Raw genomic sequence first — 19,423 nt, 5'->3', positions numbered from 1 at the left:
ATGGAACATACTTATTCAATTAGATGGAAGAGGTGGATTCTTTCTCTTTCCATACTATTTATCCCTTTTCTACTTTCCGCTCAGTACACAAATTACACCCCTTCAGGTAATTTAATGGGTGGTCAGACAAGTATTAATGGTGATTATCAGAATACCTCTTCTGTTGGCGGAAATAATCTGGCAACACAAGGTAATGGTTATACAAATGGTGATGTATTTATGGATGTAATGGCTACATCTGGAGATACTACGAACCTACCTCAACCTATTAATTTAGAAGTGACTATTGATATGCGTTGGGCAATTGCTCAAGGTATTTTTGACCCAAGTTCAGACACGTTAGATATTGCAGGTTCCATGAATGAATGGGCCGGCGGAGATCTACTTTCCGATAATGGTGACAGTACTTACACTGTAGCATTTATGGGACTACCTGATACGTATTATGAATACAAAATTAGAATTAATCAATCTTGGGATACCTCAGAGTTAGGCCAGAGAAACAACCGTTTTGTTAGCTTGGAAGAAGGAGACAATGCAGTCTATATTTATTATGATAACGAAGATTTAACCAATCCGGCATTAACGTTCAATCTAGACGGAACTTTACTTGTTGAGTTAGGTTTATTGGAAGATGGTGCTACTCCTTTAGTAATCTTAGAAACGATGGAAGGGAGGGTACAATATCATATGACTGATCTAGGAGATAGTCAATACACTGCGACTTCGTATCAACTCACAGCGGATGATGATGTTTGGTATTACTATAAAGCGGGAAGCACTCAAGAATTTTACCTTAGAGAAAGAGCTTTCCCTCAAGCCAATCAGTTTGATGATACTTTCGATTTCACTGAATTATCCTTAAAAACGCTTTTCTTAAGTCTTGATATGAATGTTGAGATTGAGAATGGACGATTTAACCCTGACGAAGATTTTGTAGATATCGCTGGGGATTTCAACGACTGGCAAGGAGATGAATTGTCAGACGATGATATGGATGGTATCTACACTTTAGAAAAGTCATTCTTTGGTGATAGTACTTTCTTTATGAAAGCTAGAATCAATGGAAGTTGGGAGCTGGGATCACATGAGTTTAGAGGTGATACTAGTAGGTTCTACACAATGGGCGAAGAAGATTCATTAGCGATAAGTATTGCCTATAATGATGAAAATGGAGCGTATCCTATCACATATTTCTACAGTGATATGAGAAAACAAATTCAGGATGGAAACTTTGATCCTGAAGCTGATGTACCTACACTTCAAATCTTTAGAAATGATTTAATTCTGAATGAGTACATCATGCACCCAACCGAAGAAGAAGGCGTGTATATGGCACAATCTCAAGTTTTTGATGAAGGAGAGGAATATATGCATCGCTTCAATTACATCAAAAATATTGATACGTCACATGAACGTTTTATTGAAGGCTTTAACTCATATCACATCGTTACTGCTGAAGATAACTTCGAACGCCGTTGGTTTAACTATGATATCAATACATTTACTTTTTATGTGGACATGAGAGCACCTATGATGAAAGGTGAATTTAATCCTAATGAAGATGAAGTTGATATTGCAGGTACTTTTAATAATTGGGGTGTAGATTCAGTGTGGACACTTTTAGATTATGAAGATGATTCTATCTATGTATATACTGCTGCTGGTTTCCCATTTGGAGAACATGAATTTAAAGCTAGAATTAATCAGTCATGGGAGCAAGGAGAACATGAGTTAGGAGAAGGTCCTAACCGTAAAATTTCCATACAAAATGATACAGCTACAATTCGTTTTGCTTATAACGACGAAGTGATAACGAATCCTCTTACAACGTTTAATGTAGATCTAACAAAGCAAGTAGAAGATGGGAATATGTTCTCTCCTCGAAATGTGGACGTAATGATTTATAACCCTTCAGATAGCGGAGAGGTAATGTTAACGCATCAGTTTAGATTAGCAGAAAGTGATGACAATATCTTTACAGGAAGTTATTATTTCAAAGAGTTAAACGAACAGTTCCTTTACAAATACCGCATCACTGAGATTGGCGATAGTAGCCGTATGGTATTTGAAGAGTTGGACTATAGAATGGATACAGTATCAAGTCAAGCCAATGTAATCAATGATCTATTTAATGATTCAGCATTTGAAACGACTGTAACATTTGCAGTAGATATGAATTCTGAAATTGAACAGAACCGATTTAATGCATCAATTGATGAGGTGGATATCGTTGGTGATTTCAACTTATGGGGAGATGAAGGTAGCTTAGTCTTATCAGATGATGATGCAGACGGTATCTATACTGGTATGTTATATTTCAGAGGTGGTAAAGATCTAGAATTTAAGGCCAGAAAGAATGAGTCTTGGGCGTCTGGTGACTTTGAGAAAATGGGAGATGATAACACTAGAGAGGCGATGGTTACCCCAGGTAAAAACAATGTGATTGAATTTACATACAATGATGAGTTAATCGAACATCCATTAGCTACTTTTGAAGTGGACTTTGAAAAACTTATTCATCAGGATAGTATAGACTTTTCTACGCAGCATCTTGGTTTAATGGTTTATAATGGCAATCAAGAACTACAGCATGTATATCTTCTGGATCCGAAAGATGATGAAGTGACATTTACAGCGACTTCTAAATTAAAGGCTGTAAATGAGACATATTATGTTCAAGCAGTAGTTGCAGAAAAAGAAAATGATGAGATTGTTATTAGTGAAGACGTATTGCATGTATTCAATGTGTCAGATACTGCAAATGTATTCTCATTCAGCTTCAATAATGAAACATTGGTTACTTCATTGGCGATTAATGTAGATATGCGTTGGATGTTACGAAATGACCAATTTGATCCATCAACAGATGATCTAGGTTTTGTGAGCGAATTGGCCAATTGGGGTATTGACTACGATGACCAATTATTAAGTGATCCAGAGGCAGATTCTATTTATACACTTTTTGTAGATAGTATCCCGTCATTAACTTTTGAGTATAAGTTGAGGTTAAATAACTCTTGGGATTTTGTAGAACATGATGGTGTTAATAGAGCAATTACACTAAATAAGGGAGCAAATACGATAGATGTTGTATACGGTTATGAAGACGTAGACCACCCTGAAACTATGATCTATGTTGATATGGCTAAGGAACGTATCGAAGGAACATTTACGGATACAACAATGCTATTCTTACAAGTATTTGAAGGTAATGATGTCTTAAAAAGTTACACGCTGACACATGACGATGGCTTTGTATACAGTACACCATCACAAGTATATGCAGCAGGAGAGGATATTTCATTCAAATTATTCTATGTTGACCCAACCCAAACAATTGTAGAGGAAACGGCCAAGACCAATGTTACTGTGAGTTCACCGTTTGAAATCTATCACAGCTTCAATAATATAGACTATTATACCGGTTTAACTTTTGAAGTAGATATGAATGCCTTAATTGATCAAGGAAGGTTTAATCCAGATGTTGATAAGGTAGATCTAGCCGGAGATTTCAATGGCTGGGGAGGCGATGCTGTTTACGAAATGTTAGACAGTAATAACGATGGAGTTTATACTTATGAACTTTCTATAGATAACCACGAGGTGGCGACATATAATTTCAAAACACGAATTAATGCATCTTGGGATGATCTACTACATGAATACCCAGGAGGTGGAATTACAAGATCAGTCACTACCTCTCCAGGTGAAACAATCAACTCTGCTTTCTACTTCGACGATGAAAATGCGGATAATACTGCAGTAATATTCAAAGTGAATATGAGTCGTCAAGTAGAGTTGGGTAACTTTGATCCTACCGTTGAAGGCAATGAAGTAAGAGTTAGAATTTTTGACGGTGAGTTATTCTCATCATACCCATTAACCCAGGATGATAATGGATTGTATAGCTTCTTCTTCCAGAAATTTACAGATAATGAAGAATACAGCTACCAATTGATCTATCAATATCCTGATGGTGATGGTTGGGATGTAACTACAGAAGATATTAACCGTTCTTTCGTCAAAGAAGAAAGTCAGCAAACCATTTCATTGTGGTTCAATGATGAGTTGCCAGAACAACGATTTGATGCAGTATGGTTAGTGAATATGCAGTCTGCCATTACATTTGGTGATTTCGATCCTAACAATGATGTATTAACCATGAAAGGTAGTTTTGATAATTGGGACGAGGAGATCACATTATCGAAAAATGATACATCGAATGTATTTACAACATCTATTTCTCTTCCGGAAAGTATCATCTACTATCAGTTATTCGTTAATGGTGTTGCGGAGGCTTTTGTTGCTCAAGACAATAGTGATAACAGATCACACCACTTACAAGATGGGAATACCGTTATTGATGTAATATTTAACTTCGAAGAAGTACAACAAGTGGCTGATGATGCTATTGAAGCAGTAGAGACAGATTCTGGTACTGTAGTGATCGAAGTAGCAGTAGAAGCATTCGAAGATTTAGAAGGTGAGGTAACTTACCAGGTGATGTTAGCCAATGGTGACCCACTTCCAGATTGGGTGATCTTTGACCCTGAAACATTAACATTCACTATAGATCCTTCAAAATTACCTAGTGGTACAAGAGTTCAAGATGCCATCAGTGATTTAGATATTATCATCTTAGCCAACGACGAAGAGGGAAAATCTGTAGCGGTAGAAGTAACACTGCCTACAGAGGAAATTATCTCTGATATTACTGACACTGAAGATCCAGAAGGTCCAAATTCATTAGAAGACGATTTATTGAACCAAGTGAAAGTTTACCCGAACTTGGTCAATCAATTTACTTTAGTTGAAGTTCCAAATTCGGTAGAAATCACAGACCTAATCATTTCTAATGCAGCAGGTGTGAAGATCGATCAGATTGAAATAAAAGGATCGATGAAATTGGATATGGGTAAATACCCAGCAGGACTATACATTATGAGACTTCATGTGAACGATCAGTATATCACAAGAAAGATTATCAAAAAGTAACATTAAAAGTTAGTTTACATAGTATTAGTCTTAAAGAGCCATGATGTTTCATGGCTCTTTTTTTATTATAAAAATGATGTTTATGTTGCTTAATTTTCAACAGTAATCATTCTTTGGATATCGTCTTTCATAGTGCCAATTACAAGTGGTTTCTGAATGTTTGGCATGCTCATAACATCATAAAGTTCTCTTACAATGCCATTTAATCTGAGTTGTTCAACGACTTCTCCTGTTTTTAAGGAAATAATATTGAGACCACATTCAGCATCTTGTTGGTGTTTTTTGAGGTTTTCCTCTAATTGTAAACCTTCAAAGGCTTTGTTTTCTCTATGCTTTGATAAACCTACAATTGCATAGTCACCAATGAAATTCATACCTCGAATAAAACCATTACAAAAGGTCATAGGAATAAATTTCTTCTGAGAAATATCAACATACCCAAAGTATCCACTACCGGCATCTAGAAGATACAATTTACCGTTATGAAGACGGGGAGAATGTGGCATAGAAAGGTTTTTGCAGACTACTTCATTAGTCTGAACGTCCATTACTATTCCTCCATTTTTACGGTGATCTCTCCAGCCTTGTTCAGTGTCTGTTCGTGAGACCATACTCACATATTTAGGCAACCCATTTTCACCTGCTAACCCATTGAGGTGACAGCGATCTTCTGCAACTAGTTTTGAAATAAATGGAGGTTTCCAGAGTGGCTTAAAACTATGTGTATCAGAAATAGTCGCAAGACAATTAAATCTTGTATTGACAAATACAGTCCTGTTTTTCGGTGTGATAATCATATCATGGATATCAATATCGCCTGTAGTATAAGCTATCTGGGGAATATATATTTTATCGTAACCTTTATATTTTTGATTTTTGGGAACAGAATTTTCAAAGCGCCACACTTGGAACAATGAACTCATCCAAATAGAATTATCTTTTAGAGCCAATCCCATACACCTAGGGAAAGTACGTTCAGAAATACTGATTTTTTGAGTATCATCTAATCCGATCATAAATATCTTACCGACCTGATAAGTAGTAAAGGCGATACTTAGTTGTTGTTCTTTCAAGAAGTTGCCAAAACCTTCGGTAGCAATTACTTCTAAAGAATTTCCATCTGACTTGATGTGTTGTAATGTATTCATTTTACAATGCCATTAAATATTTAGCAAATTCTGTAGTGTCATCAAATCCGACCTTTTTCTTAATTCTTGTTTTTGTAACATTGATCGCATTGACGGAAGTATTTCTTAATACGGCCATTTCTTTAGAAGAAAGCCCAAGCTTGATGTAAGAGCAAATTTCTCTCTCTGTCATAGATAAACTAGGGAAGTTTTGGTCCAACTTGATATAAAAATCGGAATTCACAACATCCAAATTTTCTTGTAGGCGATCATTTCTTTGTTCATCTCTACTTTGCTGTTCCAAATCAAAGACCAAGGATCGTACATCCTTTTGATATTCCCCTCCCTTCATAATGGCTCTAAGCTTTTCAATTGTTTGAAGCCTAAATTTCACCTTCATCTTATTGATCTCCTGGAGGAATTCTAAATCTTTCTGTTTAATTGTTAGATCATTATTGTATTTTTCTTTTTCGTATTTCAAAATAGCATCGTGCTGTAATCTAATCTCTTCTTGCTGATCAACCAGTAAGCTATTTTTAGTTTTTAATTTTTCTTTGAGAATAGATTGATGTTTGCCGAACTCAAAGAGTAACTTACTCAGAATAATGATCGAGATAAGCATACCACTATAATACACAAGTTTCTCTTGTAAAAAAGTGGGTTCAAATTTTAAAGGAGTGATGAACTCCGCAATCAAAACGAAAATAGAGGAGAGTATTACAAAAGGGAGAACTATCTTTTTTGTTTTATCTTTTAAAACAAGCACAGAAATTCCACAAAATGGAAACATTAAAAACTCAAAAGCTAAACTTGGATAAAACCATTTTGAGAGTGAATAAATACAGGTAAAAGTAATAATAGCAAGTGCTGTTGCTAAATCATTTTTACCTCTAAACCCTAAGAATATATTGAAAATACAGATGGCTAAACCAGCAAAAAGTGAGTATCCAAAAATAGGAAGCTGTATATGGAACATCACAGCAATAGCAATGGGACATAAAATAACCCCAAAAGATGCTTGTCTAATGTTATAAATACTTTCTAACTGTTCTTCGTCGGATAAAGCATTCCAATGACTACTTTTCGTTAATTGCATGTATAGTAAAGATGTCGGTTTCAAGTGATGTCGTGATTAAAAAGTTACAATAAGAGTTGTATTAGGTCCTGTTATAAGAGTAGAAACAGGACCTAAAACGATACATTATTGCTTTACAATCTTGTACCGTTTGTTTTTAACCGCTACAAGATATATGCCTTTTCTCCAATTGGAAGTATCAATAAAAGGACTTTCTCCTGATTGGACTGTAATAAGCTTACCTAAACCATCGAAAATACGAATAGTATCTTTTCTATAAACTCCTGAAAAATACAGGCGATTTGTTGTAGGGTTGGGGTAAAAAATAATATTCTGATGATCAAGAGAAGAGGCACTAATAGGGTCATCGTCGGGGTCTGTAATTTCCTCATCATTATTGTCTTCTTCCTTATCATTGTCCTCTTCATTCTGACCATCATTATTATTTTCTTCTTCTGAATTATCCTCTTCTGTTGTAGTATTGTCGTCTTCCTCATCATTACTTTCTTGATGTTCTTCTTCTTGGCTTTCTAAACAATCATGAAGCTCAGATGCAGATGAAATCAAAAAGCTAGCATTGTTATATTGAAGGTCAATTAAGTTATCAGCATTTATATCAAAGAGTACGTCTCCAAAATTATACTTCGACTGAAAATACTCACCACGATTACCGACCACTAATTCAGATAAACTTATGCTGTTACTTTCCGGTAGTTCACAATCACCATAGATCACATAACTGCCTTGTTGATTACCATTTCCCGTAGCTCCAATAAAAAAGTCATCGACTCCGTCTCCATTAAAATCTACTCCAGAACAAACGTTAATATTCTCATTGTCAATAGGAATGATAAAGCCATTTTGACCATTAATAGAATCTGTTTTTACTAAAGCATCAGTAGAGTCTGTGCCGTAATAAACAATGACTTGTGTTTTCTGGTCTCTTTCGCTATACCAGTCTAAACCACCGACCATAATGATATCAGATTTGCCATCATGGTTAATATCTCCGGAAAGGGTAAAGTCGGTCATAGAAAAACCTTCCTCAGCAGTATTGTCAATTTTGAATCCGTTGACGCCATCAAATAGATTGTTCCAATGCATTTTCTGTTCAGAGAAACCTTCTTTTTTACCATAAACTACTTCTAAAGTATTTTCTGGGTAAAGTCCACTTGCTAAATCGGAGATACCATCACCATTAAAATCACCAGTCATTAATTTTGCTGACCAATAATTTCCGCTGGCAGTAAATTCTAATCCATCTCCAGCTTCGAGGTGGTCAATGGCGATTTCTTGAGGGAAGGCTTCATCGGATCCAAAAAGAATATATGAAGAGTGTTTTGAGTCATATTCTCTGTAATAATCGAAAATAGCAACATCATTGATACCATCACCATTAAAGTCGTCCATAGGCATAATAGTATTCCCTAGATGGTACGCACTTTCTGAAGTGATTTTCATTCCATCCTCCTGAGTGAAGTCACCCCAATTGATAGTATCAGTATCAAAGTTCTGCTTTCCCCACATGACTTCAAGTGTTAGGTAATCTTTGGCAATGATATCATCAATCCCATCATTATTCAGGTCAACTGCTTTTAGAATACTAAACCCAATATCATTCTTGATTGTAAGTTTATTGTTTACTTCTGAGATTTCGGTAGAAGGTATTGAAGTTCCATCGCCAAAAACGATATAAGCCGTATTTCTATTAAAAAGTAGTAAATCTTCATGACCGTCTCCATTAAAATCACCTGAATCAGCAATTTTCTCAGAGAGTTCCACTTTTTCTTTTTGACTCTCAAGAGGTCTTAGTTCGGGTGAGCCGTAGATGATATTTACTTCTCCATTTTCAACATCATCCTTTTGAAAGGCGATACCTGTTTTAGCAATGATAATATCATCAATCCCATCGTTATTTACATCCAACAATTCAATCCAATCATGATCATCATCTCTATGTCTGCCTTCAGTATCTATTTTTAGTTTTTGATGTGATTTTAAATCATCGAAGTTAATTTGATCGGTATATGTTTTATCTTCTCCAAAAAGAATGTAGGTTTCATCATTTCCAATACTTACTGCAATATCGTCGATACCATCTCCATCTACATCGCCTTTTCCTCCAATGAACATGCTATAGTATCCTCCCTCAAAAGTTCCTAAATCAAATCCATCAGAACCATCGAGACTATCTAGAAATAATAGGTCATTGAATGAAGAATCATTGCCAAAAATAATATGTGCATGTTCGTTATATTCATAATAATAACTACGACCAATAGCTAAATCATTGAAACCATCTCCGTTTATGTCTCCTATACTTTCGAAAACACTGCTTGTTGATGGTGCTTTGCTTCCAAAGCCATCTGTTAAAGCAGTAATTTTGAAACCATTTTCATCTTTGACATCACTATAAGCAATACTCTCACTGATATTTTCCTTTCCATAAATAACATATAAAGTGTCAGCAGAAGACCAGCTACCAGTAAATTTATTAATGCCTATATCATCAAAGCCATCGTGATTTATATCACCGATAGTATTTACACCATCAATCCATTCATAGGTACCCCAGTTTACATTAATTCGAGTAGCTTCCACTCCAAGGTTGAGTTCATTCAGGTGAAGGGTATCACTGAAGTAATTATTACCCATTAATATGTAAGCATGTTTTGGTGTTGCAAATACCATATCATTTAATTCATCTTTATTGTATAACCCCGCTTGACCAGCCGCAGAAATTTCGGTATTTGATTCTACCACAAAACCATCTTCGGGAGTGAAAGAAGCTAATTCCAATGGCTGATCATTTTCGTCGACGGATTTTCCATAAATGACATTATAGGTACTTCTGCCTGTACGTACCATGATATCATCTTTATGATCTCCATTGATATCTCCAATACCATACACCTCATAAAATCTGCTGATATGACTTTTTATCTCGAAAAGCATATCGTCTGGAAGTTCATTTTGCTGTAAATTTTGATCTCTTTTCTCTGGTGATCCAAGGATAATAAAATAGCTTAATTCATCTGCTGTATCTCTAATATCTGGATCTCCAACCAATCCACTCATCACAAAATCATTGTAACCATCGCCGTTAAAGTCACCAATACCATCCATAGATCTACCCATTCGACCATAATAATAGACTCCTTGGATATTGTAGCCTGAGTTAGGGTTTAGATCGGTTGAAGCATTAAATATATTTTGTCCTAAGGATTTAGTAGAGTGGGTAAATAGAAGTAGAGATACTGATAAACCAAATTGAAATTTGTGGTGTTGGAGCCTCTTCTTTATCAATTCTAATTTCCGGTTAATATTATGTTTACGATAAGAAGGGATTTTGTCTAGATGAATAGATGCTTTTAGTCTAATAAACTTCTTTAATAATTTATTCAAGTAGCGTGGAGTAATAGTTGTGCGATACATAATAACATGCGTTTTGTTTCTTCAATATTACTCTGAAAGGGGCGCTTAGAGAGGTAGTTTGGTTATTACAATATCTTACATTTTACTATTATTTAGAACAATTTATATTACATGTATAACTGTGAAATGTCGTTTTTGATACTTTTATGGCTGTTTTTGTAAATGTAACCTATTACAGAGAGGTTTCTAATACTGAATTTTCTCTTTTGTGGCATTAAGCATAATTCTGAGCGTAATTTTTCAGGTATATTTTGATAAGAAAAAGGCCATCTCAAATAATTATGAGGCGGCCTTTGGTATTACAATCAATCTAATCTATTTCTTACTATACCATTGTGGAATGGCAATAAAGTGAGTTGCAGCACCTACATTTCCTCTTTGTCTTGTAATTGCTTCTTCAACGTTTGAAGCATTTACATTAAGCTCTCTGTTAGGATAAGGGAAACGTTTAGGTCTAACAAAATCAGTAACGCCACCTCTATGTTTAACTACTTGGTGTGTGCCTACCTTCGCAGCATCATTATCGATAACAGGGTCGATATCGTATGAAGGTAAGTTGTAGTTACGTTCATTTGTAGGAATTACCTCTGGGATAAATGATGGACCACCAGTTCTAGTTACCAATGCGAATGATTTATATCCGTTACCCATTAATGCAATCCAGTGTTCAGTAATCACAACATCTCTTTTGTCTGCTGCAGCATTATATCTTGAAACTGCGTCGTTGACATATTGCGTTTTATTTTGCTCTTGAGAGTAAGATGGATCTTTTTGTGACTTATATAATTCAACAAATGAAGATTCAAAATCAGCACCAGGGAAGTTAACCGCATCATATTTTGCTAAGGCTAATTCAACACCTCTTCTAAATGCTTGGGCATCGTTAACACCATATGTTGGAATTAAGCTAGCTTCGGCAATCAGGAAAGCAACTTCATCAGCACCGATAATAATACTTGGTGTAAGTCTGTTGAAAGTGGCAGGGTTCAAACCTGTAAGTGTAATAAACTGACCTTCTTGAGCGAAAGCATATTCATCACCCACTTGTGCATTTTGATCCATCCAATAAGCAGCTTGCTGTGCTACATCGCCCGAGTTTCTCCAGAATAAACCTCTGTTACCATCACCGTTGTCACCTAGACGAACACCTCTGTAGTGTACTTTTTTGAATTCTCCTTCATCACCTGCAACAGCAAATGGGTCAAAATCATGGTACAAGGCAGTATTCATCACAGCTTTATTTACACCTCCAGAATAGTCGAAGTGAGAAGCCACTCTGAATAAACGAGGATCATGATGATTTTGCATAAATTTCAACGCTACCTCAGAGATATATGCATAAGACATACCACCAACTTGACCTTCAACAGCAATACCCGAACCATTGACATGTTGTCCCCATGGGCCACCTGCTTCAACGTGTCTTACATAAGATGTTTCAGACCAATCAGTGATATAACCATGCGTATTATTATACCCCATTTTAAAGATTTCTGCACCTCTAGATGGATCCGCCTCTGACATCATTACACCAATCTTAATCAGTAAAGAGTTGATTAACTTTTGGTATTGTGCTTTTCGAGAGATGTCAGCATCATACATATCGTAATTACTGATATCTGTATCGTTAGCCCCTTCGATTTTTGCTCTTGAATCTAGAAGATCGTCTACCATCATATTTAAGACATCTTTCTGAGCATCATATTTAGGGTAGAAAGTTAAGTTCTCGTAACCTAAACCAGCTTGAGCGTAAGGAATATCTCCATAAAGCTCAGTTAAACGAAGCATGTTTACCACTTTCACTACGTTAAACTGACCAATCATATAGTCATGTCCGCCCTGTTTTACTAACTTACCTTTGGCATCTTCGATGTTCTTTAAAACATTACCATAGATATTTGACCAAGTTGCTTCAGTATAACCATCATTAGTACCAAAGCCAATACCTGTCGAATATAAACAAGCAGTATTTTGTGCCATCGGTCCAGCCATGATAAGGTTTCCTCTAAAGCCTTCATGTCCTGATGTAAACATCTTACTTTGAGTGTAAGTGAATACATGTTTTAAGTCTAAATCATTGGATGTCCATGGGTCTACATTTTGATCACCAAAATTACATCCTGTTAATGCAGTTGCTGAAAGTGCAGCTCCAATTAATATATTTCTTAGTTTCATTGTGATGTTTCAGATTAGAAGTTAGCGTTTAACTTGAAAGTAAATGTTCTTGGAATAGCTAAGTTGGAATACTCAATACCTTGAACGTTTCTAGAAGTGAATGACGCTTCTGGATCGATATTGTCCGTATTTCTCCATAAGTAACCTACGTTGAAAGCAGAAGCTGTAAGACCAATGTTTTTAATTGGTGTATTGGCTAATACTGTTTTAGGGAACATATAAGAAACAGATACTTCTCTTAACTTGATAAATGATGCATCGTATAAGTGGAATTCAGGAATTCCAGCATATCTATCGAAGTATTGTTGAGGATCTACAGATTGAGTGAATGGCTCATAAGAAACATTACCATCAGCATCGTTATGAGCGGTTACTAAGTTTCCTGGGTTCCAGAATCCACCATCGATAAATTCGTTTCTTGGTCCAACTGTACCTTCATGTTTACCAGAAGCATACATAGAAGCTTCAGTAGAAGAGTAGATGTCACCACCAAATTTACCATCAATCAATACCGATAAAGTAAAGTTTTTATAGCTAAATGTATTTCTAATACCAGCCATCCATGGTTGAACACCATTACCAATTGTTGAAGGCTCATCTTCTACTTGAATACGTCCTTCTGAGTCTACTACAAAGTTGCCATTATCATCACGTAATGCTTGTTTTGCAACAATTTCACCGTATGGTCTACCAGGAATCGCTTGGATATTTACTCCACCAACTCCACCGATGCTGTAATAATCAACACCTTCTGTTAATGAAATTACTTCATTGTAATTGTAGGCTGCATTGAAGTCGATAGACCAATTAAATGCTTTGTTCATAATTGGTTGGTAGTTTAAGCTCATTTCCCAACCTTCGTTAAGAATCTCACCCGCATTGATAATCGCACTCTCATAACCAGAAGTTCTAGAAATATCTACTGGAAGAATTTGATTGTTTGCGATAGCAGAATAACGAGCTACATCTAAACCAAATCTGTCGTTTAAGAAACGAATGTCGATACCGAATTCATAAGATGTCTGGATAGAAGGAAGTAACGCTTTGTTTGGAATTCTATTACCTCTGATACCACCAATGTTCATTCCGTTATGGTCCCAGTTGTCTAACTCATATTGTAAAGCCAAAGAATACGGGTCAGTATCAGAACCTACTTGTGCCCATGATGCTCTTAACTTACCAAATGATAACCAGTCTGGAGTATCCCAATCCATATCAGAGAATACCCAAGTACCACTAACTGATGGATAGAAGTAAGAATTATTGTCTTCTGGTAATGTTGAAGACCAGTCATTACGGATAGATGCATCTAAGAATAAAAACCCTTTATAACCTACTGAAGCTGTTGCATATAAAGAAGCAATTGATTTGTCGTAAGTAGAGAAGTTTTGGAACATATCCGAACCTGCAGCTGGGTTTTGGAAGTCTTCTGAAGAGAATCTTGAAGATCCAACGTCAGTCATCTGACGTAATTGATGCATATACGCACCACCTGCATTGGCACTGATATCAAAGTTACCCACTTGTTTATGGTAGCTTAATAGGAAGTCAGCATTTGATTCGAAATCAAGATTTGTTCTTTGGTAAGCTCTACCTTGTTCGAACCAAGGAGTGTATAATGGTTGAAGAACATCCTGACGCATTGCATTGTAGTCAGTACCAGCTCTACCTAAGATTTTTAAATCATCAGTGATATCATAAGTCACTGAAGCCATACCAATTACACGGTTAAGAACATCTTCGTTAACCACTCTGTTCATGTTCCAGTAAGGGTTCGTTTCTTTGTCATTGTAACCGTGAGGCTGACCTGCTCTTGGGTGACCTTCTGGGTAAGTATAATCTTTTAACCAGTTTTGATCCACTGTTGTAGGAATTCCTAATAACATACCCATGTAGTTATTTACAGAATTACCCATTTCCATACGGTTGTGTGCCTTTTGATTCACATAAGTCAAACGTCCGTCGATATGTAATCTTTTACTAATAGAAGTTGTACCTCTAATATTAAATGTATTACGTTTATAAGTTGAGTTGTCTACCATTCCTTGGTTATCCATATTTGAATAAGAGAAACGTAAACTTGAGTTTTCATTTGAAGTGTAAGCACTCACACTTGTATTAGAAGTAATACCTGTCTTAAAGAAGTTATTGTAGTTATCGTATGCTTGTAAAGTTCTTTCTTTACCATCGTAGTAAGCATCTGTTCTTTGACCAGTGATTTTTGGACCCCACATTCCATTCGTTGCTTTAGGGTTACCAGCTAGTGCGTGGTCAACACCTTGTCCGTAAGTAGTTTGATCTTTTGGAGTAATCCCTACAACATCTAGAGTAACACCAGTGTTGAAATCAACACCACTTTTAGCTCCTTTACCTTTACCAGATTTGGTAGTAATTAAGATAACACCATTAATTGCTCTAGAACCATAAAGTGCTGTTGCTGAACCACCTTTTAATACTGAAATCGATTCAATGTCATCAGGGTTGATCGAAGATAGACCGTCACCTGTGTTCACATCACCAGTGTCAGGAGAGTCACCTGCATCTTTGAAAGTGTTATTTGCAATTGGCACACCATCAACAATGTATAATGGTTGGTTGTTACCATTTAGGTTGGCAGTACCTCTAATAACTACTCTTGAAGATGAACCTGCACCACTTACTGGAGCAATTTGCACACCTGCAATTTTACCTGATAATGAGTTCATCATGTTACCAGAAGCAACACCAGCATCTCCCATATCTTCAGCAGTTACAGCACTTACTGCATATCCTAAAGATCTTTCCGAACGCTCAATGCCTAAGGCGGTTACGACAACTTCATCAAGTTGCTCAGCATCTAATTCCATTTTAATGGAAACATTCGATTGAGTGCCAATAGCGATGGTTTTAGTGATATATCCGATGTACGATACGACCAACTCATTTTGACCGTTACCTACTTCGATACTGAATTTACCATCAAAATCAGTAATACTACCACTGGATGTTCCTTTAATAAGAATGTTTACACCTGGTAAAGCTTCGTTCATTTCATCATGAACTGTACCTGTAATGACCCTTGTTTGTCCAAAAACAGGGGCAAATCCTAACAGCATCGTACAGAAGAATGCAGAAAGAATAAATCGTAAAAAGTTACTTACTTTCATCGGTTGTTTGTTGTTTGTTAACGCTTGATTTATTGGATTTATAGCATAGATCAGCGAAACATATTTCTATGCTAAAATATATGTAGATAAGAATTTAATTTAATGCTAACGAATATATACAAACTTTTATATTCAATTTTTTTCAATGAAAATATGATAGATTAGTTATGCAATGCTTACAAAAGACACCCCTAAAAGAGATGTCTTTTAGTTGTAATCAAAACATTATATTAATCTTATTTCACTTAAATTAATTCTGAATATTCGCAGTGGTTACAATGTTATATATCCGTATATGTATCACTGATTAAGGTTAAAGACAGTAATTCATTCATTTTAGAAATTAAAGAGTGTATGCATCTAGGCTTACTTTTCGTATAATTTTGAAAAATAAACAATAGAATATACCGAAACCGATTGCTGAATTATTGCAAATCAGTTTTGAATTTTATTTTGGAAATATGATCAATTGGAAATAAAAGATCATTTACACAAATCGTTATATAGGTAGATGTTTTCATTTATTATTTATGGAATAGATTGTTTGTAATTTAGTATTGAAATCGTACTTGTTTTAGCTTTGTTTCATTTTCATATAACAAATGTAGGAAGTGAAATTTTGTTAGAAAAGTGTATTAACGACTATTAAATATTATTACAATCGTTTAAAAATATTGGAAAATCAACAAGGTGTACAATGTTTAAAATCAAAGGTTTTGTACAATGTTGATTTTCCATTTTAGTATCTACTGTGATTTTATCACATTAATGGGTTCATTTTCATCACCTTTTTTAACATCCTCTCCTAAAAGAGTATTAATTTGATAAATGCTTAGACCTAAAATAATTAATGCCACAGCTGCCATTAGAAGGTAATTTTCTATCCCTCCCATTACGTCATAAAAAGGTTGTTCTATATCAAAATCATCAGGAATAGAGGTTAACTCTTTAAATGCAAAGAAATTATTGATACTATGTAATAGTATCGGAAGTAATAAATTTTTGGTTTTATAGTAGATCCAGCCAAACAATACACCACCCAAACCAGCATGAACTGCTTGAATAAGGTTCATATGGATCAATCCAAATAGAAATGAAGAGAGAAAAATAGCTTTCCAAGGGGTGTAATTTTTTAGCAACCCATCGAGCATGATACCTCTAAAAATAAATTCTTCCATTACCGGTGCAATAATCACTATCGAAAATAAAGTGAGAAAATACCGGTCGTCAATCATTGATTTCACTGTATCAAGATAATCATTGGTTAGTGGTATTAATGAAGAAATAGGTGTGATGATAGATAATTGGAAACAGAACATAGCACATAGACTTAAAGCATACACCATAAATGGCGTCTTTCTAAATTGATATTTAAAGACTTCATTTTGTTTAAATCTTAGGTAGTGAATGATTAAGAATGTAAATGATGAACTGACCAAATAGCTAAATAAGATCATTACATTTTGGTTGACGTTGAAAGCTTCGAAGATGAAATAGAGAGGTACACTGATGAGTAAAGAGAGAAGATAAATTCCGAAGATCCCAAAAGACTGTTTAATGTTAGGATAACTTATAGTATTCATTTAGAGATAATAGTTTGTTTTTGAAATGATTCCCAAGATAATAAAAGTTTTTAAATCAATTACTTACTGATTTTTTGTAAGAATCCTAAATCTTTTAATTATAACTATAAGTTATTTATTATTCTTTTTATTAGGTAACAGTGATTGAATAAATGCGTTTTAATAAGTATCAATCTGTTATCAAATAATTAAAAGTAATATTATGAAAGATAAAATAAGAAATTTACCTGTCGGACTTACTGGTGTTGCATTAGGTACTGCCACATTAGGTGCAGCTTGGGGAAATGCTCATATTGGATGGGTATCTTATATCACATTAGCTATCGCATTATTCTATTTCTTATCTCTAATTTTAAGAAACGTATTACATTTTGATGTATTCAAAGAGGAACTAAAACATCATGTTTTGGGAAGTTATGTTCCTACTATGGCGATGGCAATGATGGTATTCGCCGGGATATTGGTGAAGGTGAATCCAATTTTGGGCAAAGGTTTATGGTTATTAGCCATCGGTATACATTTGATTTGTCTAGTGACTTTTGTTTACCATAGAATGAAGAATTTTTCTTTTGAGCACATGATGCCTAGCTGGTTTGTTCCTCCAATTGGTATTGTTGTAGCTTGTGTAAACGCTACTTATATGGGGTTTCCAACTCTAGCTACAATGATTTGGTGGATAGCTACCCCATTATATTTTGTAATGCTGGCCTTTATGATTTACAGGTTAGCATTCTATAAATTCGATACTGTAGAAACATTTGGAATCATGGCAGCACCAGCAAGTTTGTGTTTTGCAGGGTACTTAACCATCACACAAAACCCCAATGAGTTTATATGCCATGTACTACTTACATTGTCGATCTTAATGACATCTGTCTTATATATTGCCTTTTTCCACCTATTAAAAAGAAAGTTTAACCCTGGATTTGCTGCTTTTACTTTCCCGTTAGCAATAGGTACAGTGGCACTTCAGAAGTATGCAAAAGTATTATTTACTGCTGGTGAGACAACAATAGCACATGCTATAGAATTGATCTCTTATTTAGAACTTGGAGTGGCTACTTGTGTTATTGGTTATGTTGTAGTGAAGTTCTATTCTTATTGTAAAGATGATGTTTTGGAATTTGAATTAAATATCAAAAAAGTGATTTACAATATTACTCACTAAGCGTTGCATCCCTATAAAACTCACTATGAGTTATCTTATTCTGTTGTTGAAAATCTATAATCATCCAGATATAAATAATATCAAAGATCAATATAAATACCCCAAGGCAGGTTACTAAATTACTTTCCAAAATAACCCCGTATAAAATACTAGGCGTTAATGTTCCGATACATTTTGCTATAGCTATTGATAAATGCTGTCCCTTTAATGACTTTCGTTGTACCAATAAACTAATAAAAGCAATAGACATAATAAGGTTTTGAGTAAAAGCAGAATACCAGCAACCTAATGAAGGGTTGATAAACCAAAGCATATCGTCAACATATTTGGCGTCACTTTTTCCAAATTCTTGATAAAAAGCAACCTGTAATGTAAAGGCCATCAGTAGTACAATAATAGACCAAGGTATAAAGTATTTTTTATTGGCTAACTTCTTAAAATCTTCCTTCCCATATTTAAAATAGGTGGCAACAATGGCAATATCAAACCCTAACCATACAACATTAACAATCGTCTGAATATTTGTAGGAGCTTCCATTAAACCAATTCCAGCATATAATGCCTCCCAAGCAAGGTTTAAAGCTAATGCAATAAAAGGCATGCCATATGTTTTCTGTTGAAACCCTAAGCGAATGAGTTGTATATAGACTAAAGTCCAAGCCGTTCCACTGATGCCCGAAAGAATAAATCCGATTGTTGAGATGTCCATAGTAATT

At 35.2% G+C, this 19,423-nt stretch carries 9 protein-coding genes; 2 read left to right on the top strand and 7 right to left on the bottom strand.

From position 1 onward, the window contains the following. The gene (locus HGP29_RS09975; protein WP_168882253.1) at positions 1-4,998 is read left to right on the top strand and encodes a pullulanase X25 domain-containing protein; all 4,998 of its coding nucleotides are present in this window, start codon (positions 1-3) and stop codon (positions 4,996-4,998) included. Positions 4,999-5,087: 89 nt separating this feature from the next. Here HGP29_RS09975 and HGP29_RS09970 read toward each other — a convergent pair whose 3' ends face one another. From HGP29_RS09970 to HGP29_RS09945, 6 genes are all read right to left on the bottom strand, one after another. Further along, positions 5,088-6,146, bottom strand: coding sequence for a TIGR03032 family protein (locus tag HGP29_RS09970; protein WP_168882252.1), 1,059 nt, complete (start codon positions 6,144-6,146; stop codon positions 5,088-5,090). 1 nt (position 6,147) lies between these two features. Further along, entirely contained in the window at positions 6,148-7,221 is a 1,074-nt protein-coding gene (locus HGP29_RS09965) for a helix-turn-helix transcriptional regulator (protein WP_168882251.1), read from the bottom strand. A 105-nt stretch (positions 7,222-7,326) separates the two neighbouring features. After that, positions 7,327-10,635: an FG-GAP-like repeat-containing protein gene (locus tag HGP29_RS09960; RefSeq protein ID WP_211093256.1), complete on the bottom strand. Its 3,309-nt coding sequence runs from the start codon at positions 10,633-10,635 to the stop codon at positions 7,327-7,329. A 315-nt stretch (positions 10,636-10,950) separates the two neighbouring features. Continuing rightward, on the bottom strand, positions 10,951-12,810 hold the full coding sequence (locus tag HGP29_RS09955) for a SusD/RagB family nutrient-binding outer membrane lipoprotein (protein ID WP_168882249.1): 1,860 nt from the start codon (positions 12,808-12,810) through the stop codon (positions 10,951-10,953). 14 nt (positions 12,811-12,824) lie between these two features. Next, positions 12,825-15,956 carry a SusC/RagA family TonB-linked outer membrane protein gene (locus HGP29_RS09950; protein WP_168882248.1) on the bottom strand — a complete coding sequence of 1,044 codons (3,132 nt, stop codon included), beginning with the start codon at positions 15,954-15,956 and terminating at the stop codon, positions 12,825-12,827. Positions 15,957-16,702: 746 nt separating this feature from the next. Beyond that, the gene (locus HGP29_RS09945; protein WP_168882247.1) at positions 16,703-17,539 is read right to left on the bottom strand and encodes a CPBP family intramembrane glutamic endopeptidase; all 837 of its coding nucleotides are present in this window, start codon (positions 17,537-17,539) and stop codon (positions 16,703-16,705) included. 202 nt (positions 17,540-17,741) lie between these two features. Here HGP29_RS09945 and HGP29_RS09940 point away from each other — a divergent pair, with 202 nt between their 5' ends. Further along, positions 17,742-18,707 carry a TDT family transporter gene (locus tag HGP29_RS09940; RefSeq protein ID WP_168882246.1) on the top strand — a complete coding sequence of 322 codons (966 nt, stop codon included), beginning with the start codon at positions 17,742-17,744 and terminating at the stop codon, positions 18,705-18,707. Here the strand turns inward: HGP29_RS09940 and HGP29_RS09935 are convergent. Further along, positions 18,697-19,416 (bottom strand): transmembrane-type terpene cyclase, encoded by a 720-nt coding sequence (locus tag HGP29_RS09935; RefSeq protein WP_211093255.1) that lies wholly within the window; start codon positions 19,414-19,416, stop codon positions 18,697-18,699. The two genes, HGP29_RS09940 and HGP29_RS09935, sit on opposite strands and share 11 nt — an antisense overlap. Between the last annotated feature and the right edge of the window lie 7 nt (positions 19,417-19,423).

The organism is Flammeovirga agarivorans (genome assembly GCF_012641475.1).
GTDB lineage: Bacteria > Bacteroidota > Bacteroidia > Cytophagales > Flammeovirgaceae > Flammeovirga > Flammeovirga agarivorans.
Note: the sequence above shows the minus strand (reverse complement) of the source record. Positions and strands in the feature narration are given on the sequence as shown.